Below are 21542 nucleotides of genomic sequence, written 5' to 3'. Positions count from 1 at the left end.
ACCCTCATCGTCACAGGCGGATACCCCCAAGTTCGCAGTGCCGAGTCGCAGGTCGGCATCCGTCAGGCGGGGGCGAGCGCGGCGACGCGGTCGAGGAGGGACTCCAGGGTCTTGTCGTCGGTGGCGGGGGCGATGACCGTCACCCGCAGGTGGCGTACGCCGCCGACCTCGGCCGAGGTCAGATGGAAGGAGCCCTCCTCCAGCAGGGTCTCGCGAATCGCGGCCTGGTCGCCGTCGCCGTACCGGAAGCAGACGATGTTGCTCTCCGGCTCGTACGGGCAGTGGAAGCCGGGCCGCTCGCGGGCCAGCTCCCAGAAGCGGTGCGCGGCGGCGTACCGCCCCGCCACGTGCTCACCGAGGCCCCGCTCGCCCCGCCAGGCCAGGTTGAGGAACACCTTCAGCCCGAGTGCGGCCTTGGTGCACTCCACGGTCCTGCCGATCAGGTCGAACCCCTGGTCGCCGTAGAACAGGTAGCTGGCCTGCTGCCGGAACGCGGCGTCCAGGTCCCCTTCGCGCCGGACGAGCACGGCGGCCGCGAGGCCGGAGGTGCGCAGCATCTTGTGGGCGTCCCAGATGATCGAATCGGCCAGCTCGACGCCGTCGAGCAGATGGCGGTGCTCCTCGCTGAGCAGCGCCGACGCTCCGTGCGCGCCGTCCACGTGGAACCACAGCCCGTTCCCGGCGCAGAACTCGCCGATGGGCCGCAGGTCGTCGTACAGGCCGGTGCCGGTGGCGCACGCGGCGGCGACCAGGGCCATCGGCCGGCGACCGGCCCGCCGCGCCCGGTCGAGCCCCTCGGGCAGCCGCGCCACGTCGATCCTGCCCAGGTCGTCCACGTCGAGCGGCACGACCGCGCGCTCGCCCAGGCCGAGGATCGCCGCCGCCCGCGTGATCGAGTAGTGCGCCGACGGCGGCGCGAGGACGGCGAGATCGCCGGGCACGCCCTCGGTCCACGCGTCCGGGGCGGCGGCGGCCCGCGCCGCGAGCAGCGCGGTCAGGTTGGCCAGCGACCCGCCGTGGGTGAACACGCCGCCGCCCTCGGCGAAGCCGACCTTGCCGAGCATCCAGCGCAGCACCTCGAACTCGACCGTCGCCGCGGCGGCCCCCATCTCGTAGATCGCCATGGGGTTGTTGATCGCGCCGTGCACGAAGTCGGCCAGCGCGGCGGGAAAGTCGGGCGCGGCCGTCTGGTGGGCGAGGTAGGCCGGATGATGCAGCCGCGTTCCCTCCACGAGATAGGCGTCGAGCCACTCCCGATAGGTCTCCGCCGTCATGCCACCCTCCCGGATCCACCGGGCGAGCCCGAGCCGTCCGGCCAGCTCGCCGGGGGGTCTGCGGCGGATCACCGGCACCGTTCCGCCCTGGCTCTCCCGCACGTACGCGGCGAGTCCGTGCACGGTCACCTCGGCGGCGTGGACGAAGTCGTCGATGTCCCAGGTGTGATTCGGTGTCATGCCCGAATAATGGCCCTATCGGACGTCAGTCCGCCACGAACGCCGAATCGACGAAGGAACAAGACCGTGACCGTCGAACTGGATTCGACCGACAGGAAGATCCTGGAGCTGTTGCAGAAGGACGCGCGGCTGCCCAACAAGGATCTCGCCGAGCGGGTCGGCGTCGCCCCCTCCACCGCGCTCGAACGCGTGCGGTCGCTGCGCCGGCGCGGGCTGATCACGGCCTTCCGCGCGGAGGTCGACACGCAGGCGCTCGGACGGCCGCTGGAGGCGCTGCTGGCGCTGCGCGTGCGGCCCCACACGAGCCAGCTCGTGGACCCGCTGCGGGCGTTCGTGCTCGGGCTCCCCGAGACGGTCGCGCTGTTCCACGTGGCCGGCCCGCAGGATTTCCTGGTGCACGTCGCGGTGCCCGACGCAGATCACCTGCACCGCCTGATCCTCGAGCGCATCCTGGTCCGGCCGGAGATCGTCCATCTCGAGACGACGCTGATCTTCCGTACCGAGCGCAGGACCGTCCAGGGCCCGGTGAGCTGAAGAGCGATCTCAGACGCCCACGGTCCCGTCGACGCCCTCGCGCAGGAAGTCGGCGTGGCCGTTGTGCCGGGCGTACTCGTGGATCATGTGCAGCATGACCAGCCGCAGCGACACCTCCTCGCCCCACCGCGGCTGGTAGGCGGTGACGTCGAGCGACTCGGCCGCGCGCTCGATCCTGCGGGAGTGCTCGACCTCCGCCTGCCAGGCGGCGAACGCCTCCGCACCCGTGGCCCCGCTCGCGTCGTACGCCACCTGGTAGTCGCCTTCCTCCGACCAGACCAGCGGCACGTCCTCCTTGCCGATCACGCGACGGAACCACGTGCGCTCGACCTCGGCCATGTGCCGCACCAGACCGAGCAACGAGAGCGTCGACGGCGGCATCGACCTGCGGCGCAGCTCCTCGTCCGACAGGCCGTCGCACTTCAGCGCGAGCGTGGCCCGGTGATAGTCGAGGAACGCGCGCAGCATCTCGCGCTCACCGGCGATGCTCGGCGGGCCAACGCGTTCCACGGCCATGTCCTGCTCCCTTCGCGCGGTGAACGTGCGCTGTTCACCCTATGGCGGGCGCGAGCCCGGCCGGATCTCAGAAGGATCTGCGGCGGGGACGCACGGATCACGCGGGCGCGTACGGCAGGATTGGGGGTATGGCAGCGGAGTTCTCTCGACCTGGATCGCTCTACGGCGCCGTGGACCTCGGCGCGCGTAAGCAGGCACTCGAGGCCCAGGCGCGGCGTGAAGCCGCCGGGCCGGCCGGAGCCGCCTCGGCGGACGTCATCGAGGTGACCTCGGCCACCTTCAACGCCGACGTGGTGGAGCGCTCCCTGAGCGTTCCCGTGATCGTCGAGGCGACGGTGACCAGGGCCGAGCAGGTCCGGCAGTTCAGCGGCGTGATGGAGAAGCTGGCCGCGGAGGCGGCGGGCGCGTGGGTGCTGGCCAGGGTGGACGTGGAGGCCGACCCGCAGCTCGCCCAGGCGCTGCGGATGCGCGCGGTGCCCACCGTCTACCTGGCCTTCCAGGGGCAGCTCATGCCCCTGTTCGAGGGTCCGCTGCCGGAGGAGCAGCTCCGGCAGGCGCTGGCGCAGGTGTTCGAGCAGCTCGGCATGGAGCAGGCCGCGCCGGGCGAGGGGGAGCCCGGCGAACCGCCGATCGACCCCGAGCTCCTGGCGGCCGAGCAGGCCGTGGAGAAGGGCGACCTGGACGCCGCGGCCGCGGCGTTCGAGCGCCTGCTGGCGAGGTCGCCGTCGGACGAGGGCGCGAAGATCGGTCTCGCCGGGGTCGGGCTGCTGCGGCGCACCCAGGACCTCGATCCGGCCGACGTGCTGCGCCGGGCCGCGGAGGGCCAGGACGACGTGGACGCGCAGGTCCAGGCCGCCGACGTGGAGATGGTGAACGGGCAGGTGGACGAGGCGTTCGACCGGCTCATCGCGCTCGTGCGGCGCACCCGGGGCGCGGACAGGGACAAGGCGCGGGTCCACCTGCTGGGGCTGTTCGACGCACTGCCCGCCGACGATCCCTCGGTCACGCGCGCGCGCAGGGCGCTGGCCAACGCGCTCTTCTGACCGGTTCCGGTCCGCGTCCGCCGGCCCCTCACGTCGGTACGGCGGCGCGCGGCCCCGGGCGGAGTGTGGGGTGAACAGCACGGGTCCGGGCTGAAACACCCGGCGGGGGATGGCACGATGGATAGCACCCATGAGCCGTCCAGCCGGATGCGCGAGCGTGGCCGCCACACGGAGGCCGCGCCCAACTGCCGGGAGAGCACGGCCAGGCAACACCCCGCAAAGGAGCGGATAGACGTGGCCACCGTGCCCAGCGTGTCCTACTCGATCACTGTGCGCCTCGAGGTGCCCGCAGGGGGCAAGGCGGTAAGCCTGCTCACCCACGCGGTGGAGAACGCGGGCGGCGTGGTGACCGCCCTCGACGTGACCAACGCGGGTCACGAGAAGCTCCGCATCGACGTGACGTGCGCGGCCAAGGACGCCGACCATGTGCAGGCGATCGTGGACAGCCTCGGCGCGGTCGAGGACGTCACGATCCACAAGGTCTCCGACCGGACCTTCCTCATGCACCTCGGCGGCAAGATCGAGATGCAGTCGAAGGTCCCGCTGCGCAACCGCGACGAGCTCTCGATGGCGTACACCCCGGGTGTGGCCCGGGTCAGCCTGGCGATCGCGCGCAACCCCGAGGACGCCCGCCGCCTCACGATCAAGCGGAACTCGGTCGCCGTCGTCACCGACGGCTCGGCCGTCCTCGGACTTGGCAACATCGGCCCCGCCGCCGCGCTGCCGGTGATGGAGGGCAAGGCCGCCCTGTTCAAGCGGTTCGCCGGCATCGACGCCTGGCCCATCTGCCTCGACACCCAGGACGTGGACGAGATCGTCGCGACCGTGCGCGCCATCGCGCCCGGCTTCGGCGGCATCAACCTCGAGGACATCTCGGCGCCGCGCTGCTTCGAGGTGGAGCGGCGGCTGCGTGAGCTGCTCGACATCCCGGTCTTCCACGACGACCAGCACGGCACCGCCATCTGCGTGCTCGCCGCGCTGACGAACGCGCTGAAGGTCGTCGGCAAGGAGCTCTCCGAGGTGCGGATCGCGATGGCCGGCGCCGGTGCGGCCGGCACCGCCGTCCTGCGCCTGCTGCTGGCGGCCGGGGCGCGGAACGTCGTCGTCTGCGACTACCTCGGCGCGGTGCACCTCGGCCGCGACGACCTCGACGACTCGCTGCGGTGGATCGCCGAGCACACCAACAGCGAGGGGTACGGCGGCGACCTGCGCGGCGCGGTCAAGGGCGCCGACGTCTTCATCGGCGTCTCCGCGCCGGGAATCCTCACCGGGGACGACGTCGCCGCCATGGCGAAGGACGCGGTGGTGTTCGCGCTGGCCAACCCCGAGCCGGAGGTCTCCCCCGACGATGCCCGCGAGCACGCGGCGGTCGTGGCGACGGGCCGGTCGGACTACCCCAACCAGATCAACAACGTGCTCGCGTTCCCGGGCGTGTTCCGCGGCCTGCTCGACGCCCAGGCGGACGGCGTGACACCGGAGATGCTCCTGGCGGCGGCGCGCGCGCTGGCCGCGGTCGTGACGAGCGAGGAGCTCGGCCCCAACTACATCATCCCGAGCGTCTTCCACCCCGACGTGGCCAACGCCGTGGCGGCCGCCGTACGGGAGTCGGCCGGGGGCAGGGCGCGCGGTTTCACCGAGGCCTGACCGGTCCTGTCTCGGATGGTGACCACGCCGTCGCGTTGAGTAATATGACGCGGCGAACCGGGGTCGGCGTACACGAATCCGCAATCCTCCCTCATGATGGGATGTATGGCGGAAGCGATCTACGTCGGCGGGTTGCTCGTAGCGACGCCACTGCTCGACGACCCCAACTTCCGGCGTAGCGTGGTGCTCGTCCTGGAGCACGACGAAGACGGCGGCACTCTGGGCGTGGTGCTCAACCGGCCCAGCGAGATCGCCGTGACCCAGGTCCTGCCCTCCTGGGACGCCCTGGTCACGGGTCCTCCGGTGCTGTTCGAGGGCGGCCCGGTGCAGACGGACAGCGCGCTCGCGCTGGCCGTCGTGCTCAGCGGCGAGGAGCCGCTCGGCTGGCGCCGGCTGCAGGGCAGGGCCGCGGTCTCGCGCCTCGGCACGGTGGACCTCGACGCGCCACCGGAGATCCTCGCGGGGGAGATCTCCCAGATGCGGATCTTCGCGGGCTACGCGGGCTGGACCGCCGGACAGCTCGAGAACGAGCTTCAGGAGGGCGCCTGGTACGTCGTGGACTCCGAGCCGGGGGACACCTTCCATCCGAACCCGGCCACGCTCTGGCGCACCGTGTTACGCCGGCAGAAGGGGGATCTCGCGCTCGTCGCGACCTTCCCGGACGACCCCCTGCTCAACTGAGCCCCGGCACACCCTGCCCGGTGACACGCGGAGGCCGGGCGCGGGGAGCGCGCCCGGCCGTGGGTGAAACTCCGCGTCTCAGCTCGCGGTGCAGCTCACCGCCGGCACCGAGTTGGTGCCGCTCCAGGAGCCGAGGAACCCGAACGAGGTGGACGCTCCGGCGCCGAGGCCGCCGTTGTAGCTCACGTTCTTGGCGGTGATCGACGATCCGCTCGACGTCACCGTGGCGTTCCATGCCTGGGTGATCGTCTGGCCGTTCGCGTAGGTCCAGGTCACGGTCCAGCCCGAGACGGCACTGGAGCCGGCCTTGACGGTCACCTCGCCCTGGAAGCCGCCGCCCCACTGGTTGGTGACCTTGTACGTCGCCGAGCAGCCCTTGGCGCCGCCGCTCGGGGACGCGCTGGGCGAGGCACTGGGCGAGGCACTGGGGGAGGCGCTGGGGGAGGCGCTGGGGGAGGCGCTGGGAGACGCCGACGGGCTGGCGGACGGGCTCACCGGCGGCTGACCGCTGTAGATCGTCGCCTCCTTGGCGGTGGACTTGATGCCGTTGGCGCCGTTGAAGAGCCGCTGGCCCCACGAGGTGAGCTGGCTGACGTTGAAGTTCGTCACCTGGTCCAGGTATTCGACGCCGCCGCCGTTGCCGCTCCAGGACCAGCCGAGGTAGCCGACGCCCCGCGACTGGGCCTGCGCCATGATCGTGTCCTCGTCGGGGTCGCCGTCCGAGTGCATGTTGCCGAACTCGCCGATCACCAGCGGCAGCCCGGCGGTCTGGAACGCCTGGAGGTAGGCCGTGACCTCGGCCGCCGTGTCGAAGACGCCGTACATGTGGATCGAGAAGACGGTGTTCTTCTGGGGGTCGCCGGCGAAGATCGAGGCGGCGTTGTCACGCATGACGAACTGCCAGTCCTGGCCCCAGTTGGGCGCGTCGACCATCAGCATGTGCTGGAATCCGGCCGCCCGCATTCTGCTGATCGCGTTCTTGGTCGCACTGGTCCAGGCGGACGGGTTGTTGTTGCCGTACGGCTCGTTGCCGATGTTGATGACGACGTAGTTCTCCTGGCCGGTCAGCACGCTCTTCAGGCCGACCCAGTAGTCCACGGCCTGGTCGAGCGTGTACGCGCCGCTCTGCTCGCCGTAGCCGGTGGTGTCGTGGTTCTCGAGCACGCAGATTAACCGGTTCTGCTTGCACAGCGAGATGACGTTGGAGACGTCGCTCGCCGAGTTGGCCGTCCAGCGTCCGCCGCTGAGCACGACGCGGACGGTGTTCGCGCCCAGCGACTTGATGTTCGCGAACGAGCTCGTCTGGCTCGCGTACCAGGTGTGCGCGTGGCTGGTGCCGCGCATCACGAAGTCGGTCCCGTTGGCTTCGAGGATCTTCGTGCCGCTGACGTGGAGTCCGGTGGCGGCCTGCGCGCTCTGGGTCATCGCGATCACCGACATCAGGAGGGCGAGGACGGCCGCGCCCGCGGCGATGAAACGTGTTCTCATTCTGTACCTCGGGTGGGGGGATCGGCGCCGGTGGGAGCGCCGAACGCACCATAGGCGGGGGGAGCCGGAACCGTACAGCGAGCGCCTCCGGGGCGATCGCCATCGGTTTGCTGCAACTGAACCGGTTCTGCTGTGCGGGCCACCCGGACCAGCGCGATCTCCCTTCGGGGGCTGTCGCCGGCGCCGTGAAACACCGATGAAACGTTCACCTGTCGTCGCGGCGATGCCGCCTGGTGGTGGTGTGCTGTGTGGCTGTGTGGCTGTGTGGCGAGGCGGGTGGTCTGTAGGGTCGGCTGCCGTGTCCGACTTCGATGTATCCGCACTCGGTGCGCCCGGTGACGGCCCGTCCGATGTCGCGGCGCCCGTGGTGGACTGGGCGCCCCCTGGCGCCGTACGGTTCGCCGGCGGTGCGCCGGTCGCCCTGGTGGCGCCCGGCGCGGGGCTGACGTCGCTGCCCGCGGCGCTCGGCGACATGGTCACGCTGCGCCACGTCGACCTGGACGGGAACGCGCTCACGACGTTGCCCCGCTGGATCGCGCGTCTGGAGCGGCTGCGGGTCCTGCTGCTCTACGGCAACCGGATCGCGGCCCTCTCGCCCGAACTGGGCCGCCTCGTGTCGCTCGAACATCTCGGCGCCGGGCGCAACGCGCTGACCGCGGTGCCGGACACACTGTGGCGGCTGGGCCGGCTGCGGTCGCTCGTCCTGGCGGAGAACGAGATCGCGGACCTTCCTCCCGGCCTGGGCCGCCTCCGCGAGCTGCGCATGCTCGACCTCGGCCACAACCGGCTGCGCGAGGTGCCCGCGGAGATCGGGGACCTGCCCTGCCTCACGGACTACCTCTACCTGAGCGACAACGGCTTCACGTCGGTGCCCGCCTCGCTGGGACGGCTCGACCGGCTCGGCTATCTCAACCTCGCCGAGAACCGGCTGGCCGCGCTGCCCGCGGAGATCGGCGGCATGACCGGCCTGCACGAGTTGCGCGTCCACGACAACCGGCTGACCGCGCTGCCGGAGACGATCGGACGCCTGACCGGGCTGCGCGAGCTGCACCTGAGGAACAACCGCCTCGCGGCGCTGCCCGAGTCGATCGGCGGGCTGCGCGCGCTGCGCCACCTGGACCTGCGGGGCAATCCCCTGGAACGGCTGCCCGACTCCGTCGTCCGCCTGACGGACCTGACCTACCTGGACCTGCGGGCGACCCGCCTCGCCACGCTGCCCGACGGGCTGGCGGAGCTGCCTCGGCTTGAGAAACTCGACCTGCGGTGGGTCAAGCTCGACGAGGTGCCCGCCTGCGTACGCCCGCTGCGCGAGCGAGGGTGCGTCGTCCTGCTCTGAGATGGCGCCGGGTGGCCTGCGGCCTGACGTCAGCCCGCGGCCGACGCCGACGCCGACGCCGGCTCCGGCTCCGGCTCCGGCTCCGCGGAGCCTACGGGCAGGTCCCAGCCGGGACGCAGGGAGCGCTCGGCCAGCGTGAGCAGGTCCTCGTACCGGCGTGCCAGGCCGTTGAGATCCTCCGTGGGCCCGTTCATGCAGAGCAGTCCGATGCTCACGAAGACCGACACGACGAGCTGCGACTGCAGGTCGTCGGGTGCCGTTCCCATCCTGCGGGCCACCTCGGCGACCAGCCTGCGCTCGTTCTCCCTGATCAGCCGCATGGCGCCCGCGAGCAGGGACGGAGTGGAGTGGACGAGCCGCTGGGCCTTCATGATCCTGCCCGCCTCGGCGCCGTCGATCTCTCGTAGGATGCCCAGCATGGCGCGCATCGACTGACTCAGCGCGGCGAACGGCGGCTCCGACAGCGGTCGTGCGACCAGTTCGGCGAGGAACATCTCCTGCTCGTCGGCGGTCAGGGAGAGCGCCACGTCCTCCTTGGAGGCGAAGTAGCGGAAGAAGGTCCTGGGCGAGACCTCCACTTCGGCCGCGATCTGGTCGATCGTCGTCGCCTCGTAGCCCTGGGAGAGGAAAAGGTCGAGGGCCGCGTCGATCAGGGCGTCCCGCGTCCGCTGCTTCTTGCGTTCGCGCAGACCCACGGCGGTCACCTCCTCGAAACTGTCGGTTCACAAACTCTCAGATGTCACCGTATGTCGGATAAAAGGATTTGTCATCTGTCATGGACTGACATAAATTACTGCGGGTCTACTCAGTGTCGCTAAGGGGGAACCTCCATGACTCAAGCCGTATCGGCGGTGGACGCCGACGCGCCTCCAGGACGGGGCCAGGGCCATCCGTGGCTCACACTGCTCGCCGTCTCGCTCGGCGTCATCATGGTCATGCTCGACGGCACGGTCGTGGCGATCGCGAACCCGGTCATCCAGGTCGAACTCAAGGCGACACTGGCCGACCTGCAGTGGGTGACCAGCGGTTACCTGCTCGCGCTGGCGGTCTTCCTGATCACGGCCGGCAAGCTCGGCGACCTCTTCGGGCACAAGCGGGTCTTCCTGATCGGCGTCGCCGGCTTCGCGCTGACCTCGCTCGCCATCGGCCTGTCGTCCTCGATCGGCATGCTGATCGCGCTGCGCGTGCTGCAGGGACTTTTCGGCGCGCTGCTGCAGCCCGCCGCGCTGGCGTTGCTCCGGTCGGCCTTCCCCGGCGAGAAGCTGAACATGGCCATGGGCGCGTGGGGTGCGATCATCGGTCTGTCGAGCGCGGGCGGCCCGATCATCGGCGGCCTGCTGGTGGAGAACGTGAGCTGGCAGTCGGTGTTCTTCATCAACGTGCCGGTCGGCGTGGTGGCTCTGGCGTTCGGGCTGTGGGCGCTGCGGGAGAGCAAGGCCAAGACGCTGTCCAGGGTCGACTGGCTCGGCGTCGTGCTGCTGTCCGGCGCGATGTTCGCGCTGGTGTGGGCCATCATCAAGGCTCCTGAGTGGGGCTGGGGCGACGCCAGGACGCTCGGCTTCCTCGCCGCGGCCGTGGTCGTCGGGGCCGTGTTCCTGTTCTGGCAGTCGAAGGCGCGCGAGCCGCTGCTGCAGCTGAGCCTGTTCCGCAACGCCTCGGTCTCGATCGGGACCGTCCTCATGATCCTCATGTCGTTCGCGATGTTCGGCGCGATGTTCTTTCTCACGTTCTTCTTCCAGGGCGTGCACGGGCTCACGCCGCTCGACTCCGGCCTGCGGATGCTGCCGATGAGCGCCGGCATGATCGTCGCCTCGCCCATCGCGGGCGTGCTCATCGGCAAGTTCGGCCCGAAGATCACCATCGCGGGCGGCATGGTGATCGCCGCCGTCGCCATGTTCCTCATGTCGCGGCTCGGCGTCGACGCGGCCTTCGCCGACACCGCGATCCCGTTCGTGCTGCTCGCGTTCGGCCTGTCGCCGGTGTTCGTCGGCGCCACCGAGATCATCGTGGGCAACGCCCCCGAGGAGCTGAGCGGCGTCGCGGGCGGCGTGCAGAACTCCGCGATGCAGGTCGGCGGCGCGCTCGGCACCGCCATCCTGGGCGCGGTCGTGTCCGCCAAGGTGGCCGACGTGCTGCCGGGCTACCTCGGCCCGGTGGCGCAGGCCGTCAAGCCCGCGGAGCTGGAGGGGCTGAAGGCCCTGGCCTCGGTGGGCCAGGCCCCGCCCGGGCTCCCGGCCGAGGTGGCCAAGACGGTCGCCGACGCGGCGCACCTGTCCTTCATGGACGGCCTGCACCTCGGCTTCGTGGTGAGCACGGCGGTCGCCCTCGTCGCGGCGGCCCTGGCCCTGTTCGTCAAGGCCGGTCGCAAGACCGAGGGCGCCCCGGTCCACGTGGGCTGAGGTCCGTTTCCTCCCGTACGGCTCCCGCCACTTCGGCGGGAGCCGTACTCGTGTACGGGTCGGGAGCGCCCGCTCGCTCAGTAGACTTGGTATCCGTGAGCGGCACGAAGATTCTTCCCGAGAGCGACGTAACACCCCGGCTCTCGCACGGCGACGGTGACCACGAGCGCTTCTCGCACTTCGCCGACAAGAACAAGATCACTGAGAGCTACGTGACCGGCGCGCCGGTGCGGGCCCTGTGCGGCAAGGTCTGGGTGCCCAGCCGCGACCCGAAGAAGTACCCGGTCTGTCCGGAGTGCAAGGAGATCTACGAGGGGCTGCCCAAGGGCGAACCGTCCGGCGAGTGAGTGTCGATACGGGATCATCACGTTCCCCGCGGCTAGGGTCTGCCTTCTGACCAGCCGTATCGGGGGAACGAATGGTTCGGCGACCCATCGCCGTCTTCCTTGCATGCCTTTACGCGCTGGGCGGCGCCTGCGCCGCCCCGGCGTCCGCCGCCTCCCGGGCGACCGGGGGTCACGCCGGCACCGGAATGCGCGGTTCGCCGGCCTCGCGGCCGGACGCCTGTCTCGCCCGCCACGCCGTACCGCAGCGCCGGCACGGCGTGGGCGGGCTCACCCACGCGCTGGAGCCGCGTGAGCCCGGGCCCGACGAGGTCGCCCGGATGTCGGCCGACCTGGCACGCAGGCTCGGGGCGGCGCAGCGGGACGACACTGCGCGGCGGGATGACACTGCGCGGCGGGATGACACTGCGCGGCGGGATGACACCGCGCGGCGGGGGAGTGCTCCCGGCACCCTTGAGCGGATCACCGTTCCGGTGTGGGTGCACATCATCAGGGACCGCGCGCTCGGCCTGCCCGACGCCGCCGTCTCCCGGCAGATCGCCGTGCTGAACACGGCCTACTCGGGCGGGTACGGCGGGGCCGACACCGGCGTGCGCTTCGAGCTCAAGGGCATCACGCACACCGACAACAGGAGCTGGTTCCGCGACCCCATCGGCTACGAGGAGCCGATGAAGAAGAAGCTGCGGGCCGGGGGTCCGGAAACGCTCAACCTGTACATCGCGCAGCTGAGCCGGCTCGTGCTCGGCTACTCCACCTACCCGTACTGGTACGACGACGAGCCCGTGCTGGACGGCGTGGTGATCGACTGGCGGAGCGTCCCGGGCGGCCCGCTGCGCGACTTCGCCAGAGGCTTCACGGCCGTGCACGAGATCGGCCACTGGCTCGGCCTGCTGCACACCTTCGAGAACGGCTGCAAGGCCCCCGGCGACTCGGTGGACGACACCCCGGCCGAGGCGTACCCGACGAACGGCTGCCCCTCGAAGAAGGACACCTGCCCCGCCCCGGGCGGCGACCCGGTCCACAACTTCATGGACTACGCCCAGGATCGCTGCATGCGCGAGTTCACAGCGGGCCAGGGCGTACGCGTCCACCAGATGTGGGACGCCTACCGCCGCCCGGCGCCACGGGAAGCCGGCGCGGGGCCGCAGAAGGCGGCCGCGAGCATCGAGGGGCCCGCCGCGGACGGCGCCGACGACGGCGTGCCGAGCGCCGCCGAGGGCGGCGAGGAGCCGGTCATGGAGGCCCAGGGCGATGCGCGAGGTACGGGGCGATGACGAATCGGCCGTGAGCCGTTGACGTGGCGGCGCGGGTGTGAGAGTAACTCCACAGCAGCGTTCATGGTCACGAAGCCTCGCGTCCGGCCCTGAGCGCCGAGTCACTCGCCGGTTCCGTCCCACGCGCGCCCGGCCATGCCGCCCGGGGAGGCTTTGTGGATGACCAGTGGATGCGCCGGGTCTGGCCCCCCGCCGAGGAGGAGCCCCCGCCGTCCGAGGAGGGCCCCACTCGCCCGTACGGCGCCCCGGGCGGGCCGCCGTCGTCCCCGCAGTGGCCCTCACGCCCGTACGGCGGCCGGGAGGCCGAGGGGGCCGAGGAGGACAGCTTCACCCGTGCGTACCGCCTGCCCGGCGACGTGACGGAGGAGAGGCGTGGGCGTTCCGGCCCGGAGCAAGGGGGCTTCGCCACCCGCCCCTACCTCATGCCGGACAGAGGCGAGGCGGGGCAGGAGGGCAGGCGCCCACCGGAGCGGCCCGAGGCGACCGGGGGTGCCGGAGGAGGTCTCACCCGTGCGTACCGTCTGCCCGGCGACGCGACGCCGGAAGGGCCGGCGCATTCCGGAGCAGCCGGGGAGGCCGAAGAGGGCTTCCCACGTGCCTACCGCCTGCCCGGCGAGGTGACGCAGGAAGGGCCTGCGCATCCGGGAACCGAGGGCCCCGGAGGGGGCTTCACCCGTCCGTACGGCGCGCCGGTCTCGGAGAGGCGATCGGCGGACCGCCCGGTGTGGCCCTCGCTGGGCCTGGAGCCCGCGAAGCCCGAGGACGACCTGCCTCCCTCGGCGCGCCGCTACCGCGGGCCCGAAACGCCGCCGCGCCGGATGCCCCGCTGGTTACAGCGCCTTCTCGTCGGCGGCCTCGCGCTGGTCTGCTCGGCCGCCGTCATCGGCGCGGTGGTGGTCACGGTCCTGCACCGGGCCGAGAGCGCGCCTCCCACGGTGATCCACGACCAGATCGCGGGAGTCGCCTACACGCTGCCGCCCGAGTGGCGGGAGGGCGTGGTCGCGCCCGTGACCGGCTTCACCTCATCCGCCGCGCGCGGGGACAGCGCCACGGTCATGGCCCGGCCCGGCGACCGGGTGGACCCGCCCAACCTGCGCTCGGCCGTCATCGACCTGGCCGATCTCTATACCCAGCTGCTGCTGCACGGCGACAAGGTCGAGGTGCTCGACGACCGCGCGGTCACCGTCGGCGGGCGGCCGGGCCACACCCGCGCCGTACGCGCCGAGTACACCGACGTCGTCAACGAGCCGGCCTTCATGCGGGTGACCCTGCTGACCCGGCCGGACGGCGGCAGCACGGTCCTGCTCGGGCTGGCCCATCCCGACGATCCCCGGTCGCGCGCCGAGATCGAGGGCCTGATGTGGGGAGCCCGCTGAGCCGCGCTTGTCCTCCTGCCGCCCTCTGCCGGAACTCTGGCGGCGTGCCCTCCGCGCCGACCCATCCTTTCCGGGCGAATGACACTATCGGTCCCTATCGGTGGCAGTAATGGCAACGGGGGAGACAGTCGGTCGTTCCGGTCCTGATTCGCGCCCGCGTACGTCCCGTTCATTACCAGCATGAAAGTACAAAAGACCGCTCGGAGTGCTCTAAGGCGAGATAGCTAGGCGTGTCCGTATTTGTGGGGCGGCTTGGAGATAGGTGTAACATCTGTTTGCCGGTATCCGATAAGTGGCTCGCTGCCCGCGTTTCCCCCGACAGGTATTTTCGATGTCGCATCGCACGAAAACGCGGTGACCCGGAAAGACCAATTCTCTCACTATGGGGGGGAAATCAAATTGATTTCTCGTAGGAGCAGCTCGGCCTCTGGTTCGCGTGGCGCCGGTCGCCTGCTGATGTGGTCCGCCGCGGCAGCGGTGACCTGCGCGACCGTGGGGCTCTCGGGCGCGGTCGCGGCGAGCGCGGCCCCGGCGAAGGCCTCCCCCGCCACGCAGGCGGTGACGAGCCCGGCCGGGGACAAGGACAAGGACAAGGAGAAGATCCCCTACCCGCGCCTCGACACCACGAATATCATCACTTCCTTCACCACCACCGGTGCCACCCCCACTGTTCCGACGAACTCGAGGACTTACACGGGCTCCGCCCGCAGGGGTCACGTCTGGATCAACGACACCACGGGGTGGAGGGACATCACCTCGGTGTTCCCGGCAGGCTTCTACTACGACATCAGCCTGGCTGCGGCACCCAGCACGCCTCGCGGCGCGGAGGCGGCCCCTCTCGTGCTTGGAGCCACGGGTATTCCCGCCGGCCTCCTGAGGGTCACCGTCCGACGGGCGGACGGCGTCATTTACCGATCCGACTGCACCGTCACTGACGTCAGCGGTACCAACGCCGCTGGCACAGGCACGGCCCGGTCGCTGGCCAACATCACCTGCGGCCCTTCCGCCACGGTCTGACAATTTCCAGATCCAGGTAGCGAATGAGGGCGGACGGCCTCCGGGAGCGTCAGCTTCCGGGGCTGTCCGCCCTCGTGCGCAAAGGTGCCGGCGCACGAGGATCCGGCTACCGTCGTCTACCGGCCCAGCGCGCTTCACGTCCCGGATCCCACGGCGACGCGGAGATCGCCGCGGTGAGCCGGGCCGGCGTGGCAGAGTGTCGGCGACTCCATGTGTGCAGCGCCACACCGGGTGATTTCGGGCCACCTCGCGTGTGCGGGACACGTCCTGTCGGTCGGGCGGGCTAGTCTGAATCCACTGTGAGGGAGCGAACCGATAGAGACACGAGTGTTCCGACGAGTTCGGGGAGGCGTCGTTGAGCGTTTCGGCCGCGTCCCACCTCTCCCCGTCCTACCCCGACAGAGCCGCCTGGGGCACCGCCCCGAAGCTGCGCGCCTGGCAGCAGCAGGCCTTCGACCTCTACTTCAGCCGTGAGCCGCGCGACTTCCTGACCGTCGCCACCCCCGGCGCCGGAAAGACGACGTACGCGCTGCGGATCGCCAGCGAGCTGCTCAGCCGCGGGGTCGTGCGCGCCCTGACGATCGTCACCCCCACCGAGCACCTCAAGCGGCAGTGGGCCGACGCCGCGGCCAAGGTCGGGATCAGCATCGACCCCGAGTTCAAGAACAGCCAGGGCGCCACCTCGCGTGACTACGTCGGCGTCGCCGTGACGTACGCGCAGATCGCGATGCACCCGGCGCTGCACCGCGCCCGCACCGAGGCGCGCAAGACCCTGGTGATCTTCGACGAGATCCACCACGCCGGCGACGCCAAGTCGTGGGGCGACGGCGTCCGCGAGGCGTTCGAGCCCGCGACCAGGCGGCTGGCGCTGACCGGCACGCCGTTCCGGTCCGACGAGAGCCCGATCCCGTTCGTCACCTACGTCGAGGACGGCGAGGGGGCGATGCGGAGCGTCTCCGACTACTCCTACGGGTACGGCCCGGCCCTGGCCGACGGCGTCGTCCGGCCGGTCATCTTCCTGGCGTACTCGGGGGAGATGAAGTGGCGCACGCGCGCGGGCGACGAGATCGCCGCCACGCTCGGCACGCCGCTGACCAAGGACCAGCTCTCGCAGGCGTGGCGGGCCGCCCTCGACCCGAAGGGCGACTGGATCCGCCAGGTCATCCACGCGGCCGACCGGCGCCTGACGGAGGTGCGGCGGGGCGTGCCCGACGCGGGCGGGCTGGTCATCGCCTCCGACCATGAGGCGGCCCGCGCCTACGCCCGGCACATCCGCGCGGTTACCGGCGAGGGCGCCGAGGTCGTGCTCTCCGACGACCCGGGCGCGTCCAACAAGATCAAGGACTTCGGCACCTCCGACCGGCGCTGGCTGGTCGCGGTCCGGATGGTCTCCGAGGGCGTCGACATTCCCCGGTTGTGCGTCGGGGTCTACGCCACAAGTACCTCGACCCCGCTGTTCTTCGCCCAGGCCGTCGGGCGTTTCGTCCGCGCCCGCAAGCGGGGGGAGACCGCGTCGGTCTTCCTGCCCTCGGTGCCCGTCCTCATGGGCCTGGCGGGCGAGATGGAGGAAGAGCGCGACCACGTGCTGGGCCGTCGTCGCGACGAGGACGGCCTCGACGACCTGCTGCTGGAGCAGGCCCAGCAGGAGAAGAAGCAGCCCGACGCGCTCGGCGACGAACTGCCCTTCCAGACGCTGGAGGCCTCGGCGACCTTCGACCGGGTGCTGTTCGACGGCGGCGAGTTCGGCACCGCCGCCGCACCCGGCTCGCCGGAGGAGGAGGACTTCATCGGCCTGCCCGGTCTGCTGGAGCCCGACCAGGTGGCCTCACTGCTGCGCAAACGCCAGGCCGATCAGCAGGCGGCCAAGCGCAAGACCAAGAAGAGTGAGGAGTCCGCCCCGGCTCTCGCGCCGCACGAGCAGCTCGCCGAGCTCCGCAAAGAGCTGAACGGGCTCGTCGGCGCGTGGAACCACCGCACCGGCCAGCCGCACGGCGTCATCCACGCCGAGTTGCGCCGGGCCTGCGGCGGCCCCGCCATCGCCCAGGCGACGGCGGAACAGGTCCGCGAGCGCATCGCCATGCTCCGCAAGTGGGCCACCCAGCGCAGGTGACCCCGCCGTCGTCCGACCCGCGCCGTACGGCTTTGCGCGTGGTCCGGCGGAGTACGCCGAGGAGCTGTCCGGGTGTCTCCTGACGGCACGCCGCCCAATCGAGGACGGATCGCGGCTCGCCGGTCCCTTGCGGGGCGGTGAGCCGCGCGCGTCCTCGCCCCGGCTACCGGAGCAGGCCAGGAGGACCTGCGGCAACACGCCTCGCGTCCGGGGCGCTACGTGGGCTCAACTGTCGGGCTCCGGATTCCGGCCGGGGGTGCCGATCAGGCGGATGCCTCCGCCTGGACGTCCTCGGCATGCTCCACGCGCCGAGGGTCCGGCCGGTTGACGAGGTTGCTCATCCGCACCTGGGCGTACACGTCCTCCAACCGGGTCAGGACCGACTTGAACATCGTCCTGTTCAAGTCGGTCATCCTGCCGATGTGGTCGGCCATGCCGTCGACCTGTTCCGTCATCGTGGTCAACTGGCCGCTCATCGCGTCGACCCGGGTGGTGAGGCCGTCCACCCGGCCGGTCAGGGTCCCGACCTGGTCGGTGAGACCGTCGACGTGGGTGGTGAGGCCGTCGACACGGGCGGTGAGCACGTTGACCTGACCGGTGAGGGTGTCGACCCGATTGGTGAGTGTGTCCACGCGCGTGGTGAGGCCGTCCACCCGGCCGGTCAGGACCTCGACCTGTCCCCCGAGGGTCTCGACCTGCCCGGTGAGGGTGTCCACCCGATCGCTGAGCCCGTCGATGCGGCCGTCCAGCCGCTCGATTTCGTGGTCTATGTGGTCGAGGCGGCGGTTGGCGGCGGCCATCTGGCTCTTGAGGACGCCGATGTCCGTTCTCGTCTGCTCGCCGATCTGCTCGACCCGGGTGAGCCGCTCGCTTATCGCGTCGACCTTGACCAGATCATCTGCTGTGCGTCGTAAGCGCGTATCGTCGCATCCAGACGGCTGCTCTTGCCGAGATCCATCACTTCTTGCTCCAGGAGTTCGACGCGTTCCTCGATCGTCAAAGTGCGTGTCCTCCGATGCTGATCGCAGCGTAGCCGAGGCTCGCTGGGGAGAAGTAGGGGCGCTGCGGGTGCGCGGAGGTAATTGCTATCAGCTCGGAGGCCGTCGGGATGAGAATGCTCAAGGCGGATTTTGTGCGGCTCCGGCAGCGGGGTGAGGATATTCCGCTACCGGTGTTACGACTGTTCACCTGGCTCCGCGTGTTTCGTGCCGCATGACCTCATTGCACGCGATTCATGAACGGCTCATTTTCAACCTCGCCACGGGGTGCGCTCTGAGGCGCGGGAGCGCAAGGGGATCTCGTCGCCGGTCTCGCCGTTGATGGCCGCGAAGCGGCGGTGGTGGCGGGCGACGACCGGCGGAGCCGGAGGCTGAGGGAGGCCAGGCCCTGCTCCACGCGTACGGGCACGTGCTCAACGGTCTTGTCGGCGCGTGGAAACCACCGCGTCTGTCATCCGAACGCGCGTCCCGGGCGGTAGTCATCGCCGGAGACGACGAGACGGAGATGATCGATGGACGACGGGTTCGCCGAATACGTGGCACAGCGGCATCTACGGCTGTGCCGGATGGCGTATCTCCTCGCCCGGGACTGGGGCACGGCCGAGGACCTGGTTCAGACCGCGCTCGCGAAGGCGTGGCTCGCCTGGCGGCGGATCGAGGGCAACCCCGACCCGTACGTCTACCGGATCATCGTGAACACCCACGCCTCGTGGTGGCGCAGGCGCTGGCGCGGGGAGATCCCGGCCGAGACGCTTCCCGAGACGGCCGATCCCCGCGACGAGGCCGCCGAGGTGGACGACCAGGCCGCGCTGTGGAGCGCGATCGGCACGCTTTCCCCGCGCCAGCGCGCGGTGATCGTCCTGCACTACTACGAGGGACGGACGCTCGCCCAGGTCGCCGACATCGTCGGCTGCTCCCTGGGAACGGTGAAGACCCAGCTCAGCCGGGCGCTCACCCGTCTTCGCGTCGACCCGGACGTCCAGACCATGACCATGGAGAGGGCCCAGCGATGAGACACACCGAAAGCGACCTGCGCACTCTGCTGGACGAGCACGGCCGGGCACCCGCCGGCCGGGAGCCGGCCGCGCCTCTCGACGCGATCGTCCGGCGAGGCCGGCGCATGCGCCGCACCCGGCGGGCGATGACGGCCGGAGCGGCGGTTGCCTGCACCGTCGCCGCCGTCGCGCTGGGAAACGCCATGCTGGCCGGGCACCCCCGCGCCGATCGTACGACGGTTGCCGCGCAGCCCACCGGTTCCGTCCAGGCGGCGGCCTGGCCGAAGCTCCCCGACAGGTTTCCCGTGATGCTGGGAGCCGAGAAGTTCGACCTGCGCCCCATCCACGCCTGGAGATTCGAGACGATGAGCGCCGGGCAGACGCTGACCTTTACTCCGACCAGCTCTTTTACCGGAATCAAGGTGGCCTGCGACGACCCGCGCGCGTGGGTGGTCGTGGCGATGCCGCTCAAGGGCGGTGAGACGGGCGGCACGACCGGACGGTGCGGGGACTCGGCGGGTGGCGGGCACCACGACCGGAAGTCGGCGCCGTCCGGCTGGCTGAAGGGTCCGCAGTCCATCCGGATCTGGGTCTTCCCCGCGGACGCCCCGGTGCGGGAGGCGGCGTGCCGGGTGGTCCCGAAGGAGTGTGACGAGCCCGCACTCGCCGAGGGCCGGGCGTTGCGGCGTCCCGAGGTGCGTGACCAGTTGTCGGCCATGGTCGGCGAACGACCGGGCAGGTGGGCCGCCGGGATCTACGACCGCGCCGAGGAGGTGCCGCCCGCACCGGACGGCGAACCCCTGGCGGACTTCGACGACCCGTTCGAGGGCACGTCGACGCCGGCCGGCTGAGGCGGTACGGGCGGTGACCGTTCCTCAGGAGACGCGGGAGCGCAACGGGATCTTGTCGCCGGTCTGGCCGTTGATCGCCACATAGCGGCGGTGCTGCCGGGTGACCGGGCTGAGCCGGAGGCTGAGGGAGGCCGTTCCCTGCTCCACGCGCACGGGCACGTTGTGCGCTCCCTCGGGGTGCCGCGCCTCGGCGCCCTCCTGGACCCAGATGCGCAGCCGGTGCCCGGCCTGGTGAACGGCCACCGTCGCGGTGTCGCACTGCGCGGGCGACGCGGGCCAGTACACCGTGAGGCCGTGCAGGGCCCTGCCGCGGAACGACAGTCGTACGGCCTCGGGCTCGGGGATGCGGGGATCACAGGCGGGAGAGCCGGTCGGGACCGGAGACGGCGGCGCGACCGCATCGGTGGAGGGCCGCACGCCCGCCGGCCGGCCGGCGTCGGTGTGAGGGGCGCGGACGGCGACCGTCTGGGCGGGGGTCCGGGCGGCCCTCTGGGTGAGCCCCACGACCATCGTGGCCGCCTGCAGGGCCGCGAGCGTGAGCGCGCCCGTGACGCGGAGCAGGCCCCGGTGGCCGCGGCCGAAGAGCAGCCAGACACAGACCGGGGTCAGGACGAGCCAGGTGAGGCCGAGCAGGAACGCGAACATCGGGGCCGCCAATCCACGAAGGGTCGTCGCTCTGGGTAATACACCGATGACTCTACGTGGTGAAGGCGTTGGCATCCGATTCCGCGCGGTCGTGTCCCCGCACACGATTCACGGGTGCGGCGGCCGGGCCGGGTCGCCGGTCATGCCCCCGACGTCGTCGCCGTCCACCGGACTGCCTGCCGGCCCGTCGGGAGTGCCCGGGCCGGGGATCGACGTCGCGGGTCAGGAGCGGAGGACGGGCTCCCCGGTGAGCTCCGCCCCGGCCTCCGCGAGGCGGGCGAGCGCCGACTCCGTCGTCTCCCGGGCCACGCCCGCGGTCAGGTCCAGCAGGACCCGTACGGTGAAGCCGCCGGCCGCCGCGTCGAGGGCGGTGGCCCGCACGCAGTGGTCGGTGGCGATCCCGACGACGTCCACGGCCTCCACGCCGCGTTCGCGCAGCCAGGCGGCCAGGCCCACGCCGTCCCCGGTGGCGCCTTCGAACCCGCTGTAGGCCGCCTGCCGGGCGCCCTTGCTGAAGACCTCCTCGACCTTCGCGGTGTCGAAGGCCGGGTGGAAGTCCGCGCCGGAGGTGCCGACCACGCAGTGCGGCGGCCACGAGTCGACGTAGTCGGGCTCGGCGGCGAAGTGGGCCCCCGGATCGACGTGGTAGTCGCGGGTGGCGACCACGTGGTCGTAGGCGTGCTCCTGGACGTGCCGGCTGATCGCGGCGGCCACCTCGGCGCCGCCGCCGACCGGCAGGCTGCCGCCCTCGCAGAAGTCGTTCTGCACGTCCACGATGACGAGCGCGGTCTTCATGGGATCACCTCACAGTGGCGATCGCGGAAGACCGGCGTCGTC

The 21542-nt window shown here is 71.1% G+C and carries 20 protein-coding genes; 13 read left to right on the top strand and 7 right to left on the bottom strand.

Annotated features, from left to right (window positions below; all coding sequences use genetic code 11):
- Positions 1–62: 62 nt before the first annotated feature.
- Positions 63–1454, bottom strand: a complete 1392-nt coding sequence (locus HHX30_RS12165) for a pyridoxal-dependent decarboxylase (RefSeq protein WP_169982004.1) — start codon at positions 1452–1454, stop codon at positions 63–65.
- Between the two features lie 66 nt (positions 1455–1520).
- On the opposite strand from HHX30_RS12165, the gene HHX30_RS12160 reads away from it, so the two are divergent.
- Complete coding sequence (locus tag HHX30_RS12160) at positions 1521–1988, top strand: Lrp/AsnC family transcriptional regulator (protein WP_211591907.1); 468 nt, start codon at positions 1521–1523, stop codon at positions 1986–1988.
- A 9-nt stretch (positions 1989–1997) separates the two neighbouring features.
- Here HHX30_RS12160 and HHX30_RS12155 read toward each other — a convergent pair whose 3' ends face one another.
- Entirely contained in the window at positions 1998–2504 is a 507-nt protein-coding gene (locus HHX30_RS12155; RefSeq protein WP_169982002.1) for a DinB family protein, read from the bottom strand.
- A gap of 128 nt (positions 2505–2632) precedes the next feature.
- On the opposite strand from HHX30_RS12155, the gene HHX30_RS12150 reads away from it, so the two are divergent.
- The 3 genes from HHX30_RS12150 to HHX30_RS12140 all read left to right on the top strand — a co-directional run bounded on the left by HHX30_RS12150 (position 2633) and on the right by HHX30_RS12140 (position 5872).
- Positions 2633–3547 carry a tetratricopeptide repeat protein gene (locus tag HHX30_RS12150; RefSeq protein ID WP_169982001.1) on the top strand — a complete coding sequence of 305 codons (915 nt, stop codon included), beginning with the start codon at positions 2633–2635 and terminating at the stop codon, positions 3545–3547.
- Between the two features lie 234 nt (positions 3548–3781).
- Positions 3782–5191, top strand: coding sequence for an NAD-dependent malic enzyme (locus HHX30_RS12145; protein WP_169982205.1), 1410 nt, complete (start codon positions 3782–3784; stop codon positions 5189–5191).
- Between the two features lie 105 nt (positions 5192–5296).
- Complete coding sequence (locus tag HHX30_RS12140; protein WP_079315330.1) at positions 5297–5872, top strand: YqgE/AlgH family protein; 576 nt, start codon at positions 5297–5299, stop codon at positions 5870–5872.
- Positions 5873–5950: 78 nt separating this feature from the next.
- Here HHX30_RS12140 and HHX30_RS12135 read toward each other — a convergent pair whose 3' ends face one another.
- Positions 5951–7360, bottom strand: a complete 1410-nt coding sequence (locus HHX30_RS12135; RefSeq protein WP_169982000.1) for a cellulase family glycosylhydrolase — start codon at positions 7358–7360, stop codon at positions 5951–5953.
- 298 nt (positions 7361–7658) lie between these two features.
- Between HHX30_RS12135 and HHX30_RS12130 the strand changes: the two genes are divergently transcribed.
- Positions 7659–8696 carry a leucine-rich repeat domain-containing protein gene (locus HHX30_RS12130; protein ID WP_311922335.1) on the top strand — a complete coding sequence of 346 codons (1038 nt, stop codon included), beginning with the start codon at positions 7659–7661 and terminating at the stop codon, positions 8694–8696.
- Positions 8697–8725: 29 nt separating this feature from the next.
- On the opposite strand, the gene HHX30_RS12125 is transcribed toward HHX30_RS12130, so the two are convergent.
- Positions 8726–9400 (bottom strand): TetR family transcriptional regulator, encoded by a 675-nt coding sequence (locus HHX30_RS12125; protein WP_169981999.1) that lies wholly within the window; start codon positions 9398–9400, stop codon positions 8726–8728.
- 126 nt (positions 9401–9526) lie between these two features.
- On the opposite strand from HHX30_RS12125, the gene HHX30_RS12120 reads away from it, so the two are divergent.
- The 6 genes from HHX30_RS12120 (at position 9527) to HHX30_RS12095 (ending at position 17216) form a co-directional block, all read left to right on the top strand.
- Positions 9527–11095 carry a DHA2 family efflux MFS transporter permease subunit gene (locus HHX30_RS12120; RefSeq protein ID WP_169981998.1) on the top strand — a complete coding sequence of 523 codons (1569 nt, stop codon included), beginning with the start codon at positions 9527–9529 and terminating at the stop codon, positions 11093–11095.
- Between the two features lie 86 nt (positions 11096–11181).
- Positions 11182–11442 (top strand): DUF3039 domain-containing protein, encoded by a 261-nt coding sequence (locus HHX30_RS12115; RefSeq protein WP_030510937.1) that lies wholly within the window; start codon positions 11182–11184, stop codon positions 11440–11442.
- A 71-nt stretch (positions 11443–11513) separates the two neighbouring features.
- Positions 11514–12713, top strand: coding sequence for a zinc metalloprotease (locus HHX30_RS12110; protein ID WP_249349939.1), 1200 nt, complete (start codon positions 11514–11516; stop codon positions 12711–12713).
- Between the two features lie 155 nt (positions 12714–12868).
- Positions 12869–14089, top strand: a complete 1221-nt coding sequence (locus HHX30_RS12105) for a hypothetical protein (protein ID WP_169981997.1) — start codon at positions 12869–12871, stop codon at positions 14087–14089.
- 354 nt (positions 14090–14443) lie between these two features.
- Positions 14444–15106 (top strand): hypothetical protein, encoded by a 663-nt coding sequence (locus HHX30_RS12100; protein WP_169981996.1) that lies wholly within the window; start codon positions 14444–14446, stop codon positions 15104–15106.
- Between the two features lie 355 nt (positions 15107–15461).
- Positions 15462–17216: a DEAD/DEAH box helicase gene (locus HHX30_RS12095; RefSeq protein ID WP_169981995.1), complete on the top strand. Its 1755-nt coding sequence runs from the start codon at positions 15462–15464 to the stop codon at positions 17214–17216.
- A 263-nt stretch (positions 17217–17479) separates the two neighbouring features.
- Here the strand turns inward: HHX30_RS12095 and HHX30_RS12090 are convergent, their stop codons facing one another.
- Positions 17480–18016, bottom strand: a complete 537-nt coding sequence (locus tag HHX30_RS12090; protein WP_169981994.1) for a hypothetical protein — start codon at positions 18014–18016, stop codon at positions 17480–17482.
- 710 nt (positions 18017–18726) lie between these two features.
- On the opposite strand from HHX30_RS12090, the gene HHX30_RS12085 reads away from it, so the two are divergent.
- Positions 18727–19227 (top strand): SigE family RNA polymerase sigma factor, encoded by a 501-nt coding sequence (locus HHX30_RS12085; protein ID WP_169981993.1) that lies wholly within the window; start codon positions 18727–18729, stop codon positions 19225–19227.
- Positions 19224–20060: a hypothetical protein gene (locus HHX30_RS12080; RefSeq protein WP_169981992.1), complete on the top strand. Its 837-nt coding sequence runs from the start codon at positions 19224–19226 to the stop codon at positions 20058–20060. Before HHX30_RS12085 ends, HHX30_RS12080 begins: the two co-directional genes overlap by 4 nt.
- 24 nt (positions 20061–20084) lie before the next feature.
- On the opposite strand, the gene HHX30_RS12075 is transcribed toward HHX30_RS12080, so the two are convergent.
- Positions 20085–20717, bottom strand: a complete 633-nt coding sequence (locus tag HHX30_RS12075; protein ID WP_169981991.1) for a hypothetical protein — start codon at positions 20715–20717, stop codon at positions 20085–20087.
- A gap of 210 nt (positions 20718–20927) precedes the next feature.
- Positions 20928–21500 (bottom strand): nicotinamidase, encoded by a 573-nt coding sequence (locus HHX30_RS12070; RefSeq protein WP_169981990.1) that lies wholly within the window; start codon positions 21498–21500, stop codon positions 20928–20930.
- Positions 21501–21542: the final 42 nt, after the last annotated feature.

Origin of the sequence: Microbispora sp. H10836, from assembly GCF_012999525.1 — a bacterium.
Lineage (GTDB): Bacteria > Actinomycetota > Actinomycetes > Streptosporangiales > Streptosporangiaceae > Microbispora.
The sequence above is the reverse complement of the archived record's forward strand: the minus strand, read 5'-3'. Positions and strand labels throughout refer to the sequence as shown.

What these genes read in the sequence shown, in the direction of transcription:
- HHX30_RS12085 (WP_169981993.1), top strand. Translation starts at nt 18,727, where the DNA reads ATGGACGACGGGTTCGCCGAATACGTGGCACAGCGGCATCTACGGCTG.
- HHX30_RS12090 (WP_169981994.1), bottom strand. Translation starts at nt 18,016, where the DNA reads ATGGCCGCCGCCAACCGCCGCCTCGACCACATAGACCACGAAATCGAG.
- HHX30_RS12165 (WP_169982004.1), bottom strand. Translation starts at nt 1,454, where the DNA reads ATGACACCGAATCACACCTGGGACATCGACGACTTCGTCCACGCCGCC.
- HHX30_RS12135 (WP_169982000.1), bottom strand. Translation starts at nt 7,360, where the DNA reads ATGAGAACACGTTTCATCGCCGCGGGCGCGGCCGTCCTCGCCCTCCTG.
- HHX30_RS12080 (WP_169981992.1), top strand. Translation starts at nt 19,224, where the DNA reads ATGAGACACACCGAAAGCGACCTGCGCACTCTGCTGGACGAGCACGGC.
- HHX30_RS12140 (WP_079315330.1), top strand. Translation starts at nt 5,297, where the DNA reads ATGGCGGAAGCGATCTACGTCGGCGGGTTGCTCGTAGCGACGCCACTG.
- HHX30_RS12150 (WP_169982001.1), top strand. Translation starts at nt 2,633, where the DNA reads ATGGCAGCGGAGTTCTCTCGACCTGGATCGCTCTACGGCGCCGTGGAC.
- HHX30_RS12155 (WP_169982002.1), bottom strand. Translation starts at nt 2,504, where the DNA reads ATGGCCGTGGAACGCGTTGGCCCGCCGAGCATCGCCGGTGAGCGCGAG.
- HHX30_RS12110 (WP_249349939.1), top strand. Translation starts at nt 11,514, where the DNA reads ATGGTTCGGCGACCCATCGCCGTCTTCCTTGCATGCCTTTACGCGCTG.
- HHX30_RS12120 (WP_169981998.1), top strand. Translation starts at nt 9,527, where the DNA reads ATGACTCAAGCCGTATCGGCGGTGGACGCCGACGCGCCTCCAGGACGG.
- HHX30_RS12070 (WP_169981990.1), bottom strand. Translation starts at nt 21,500, where the DNA reads ATGAAGACCGCGCTCGTCATCGTGGACGTGCAGAACGACTTCTGCGAG.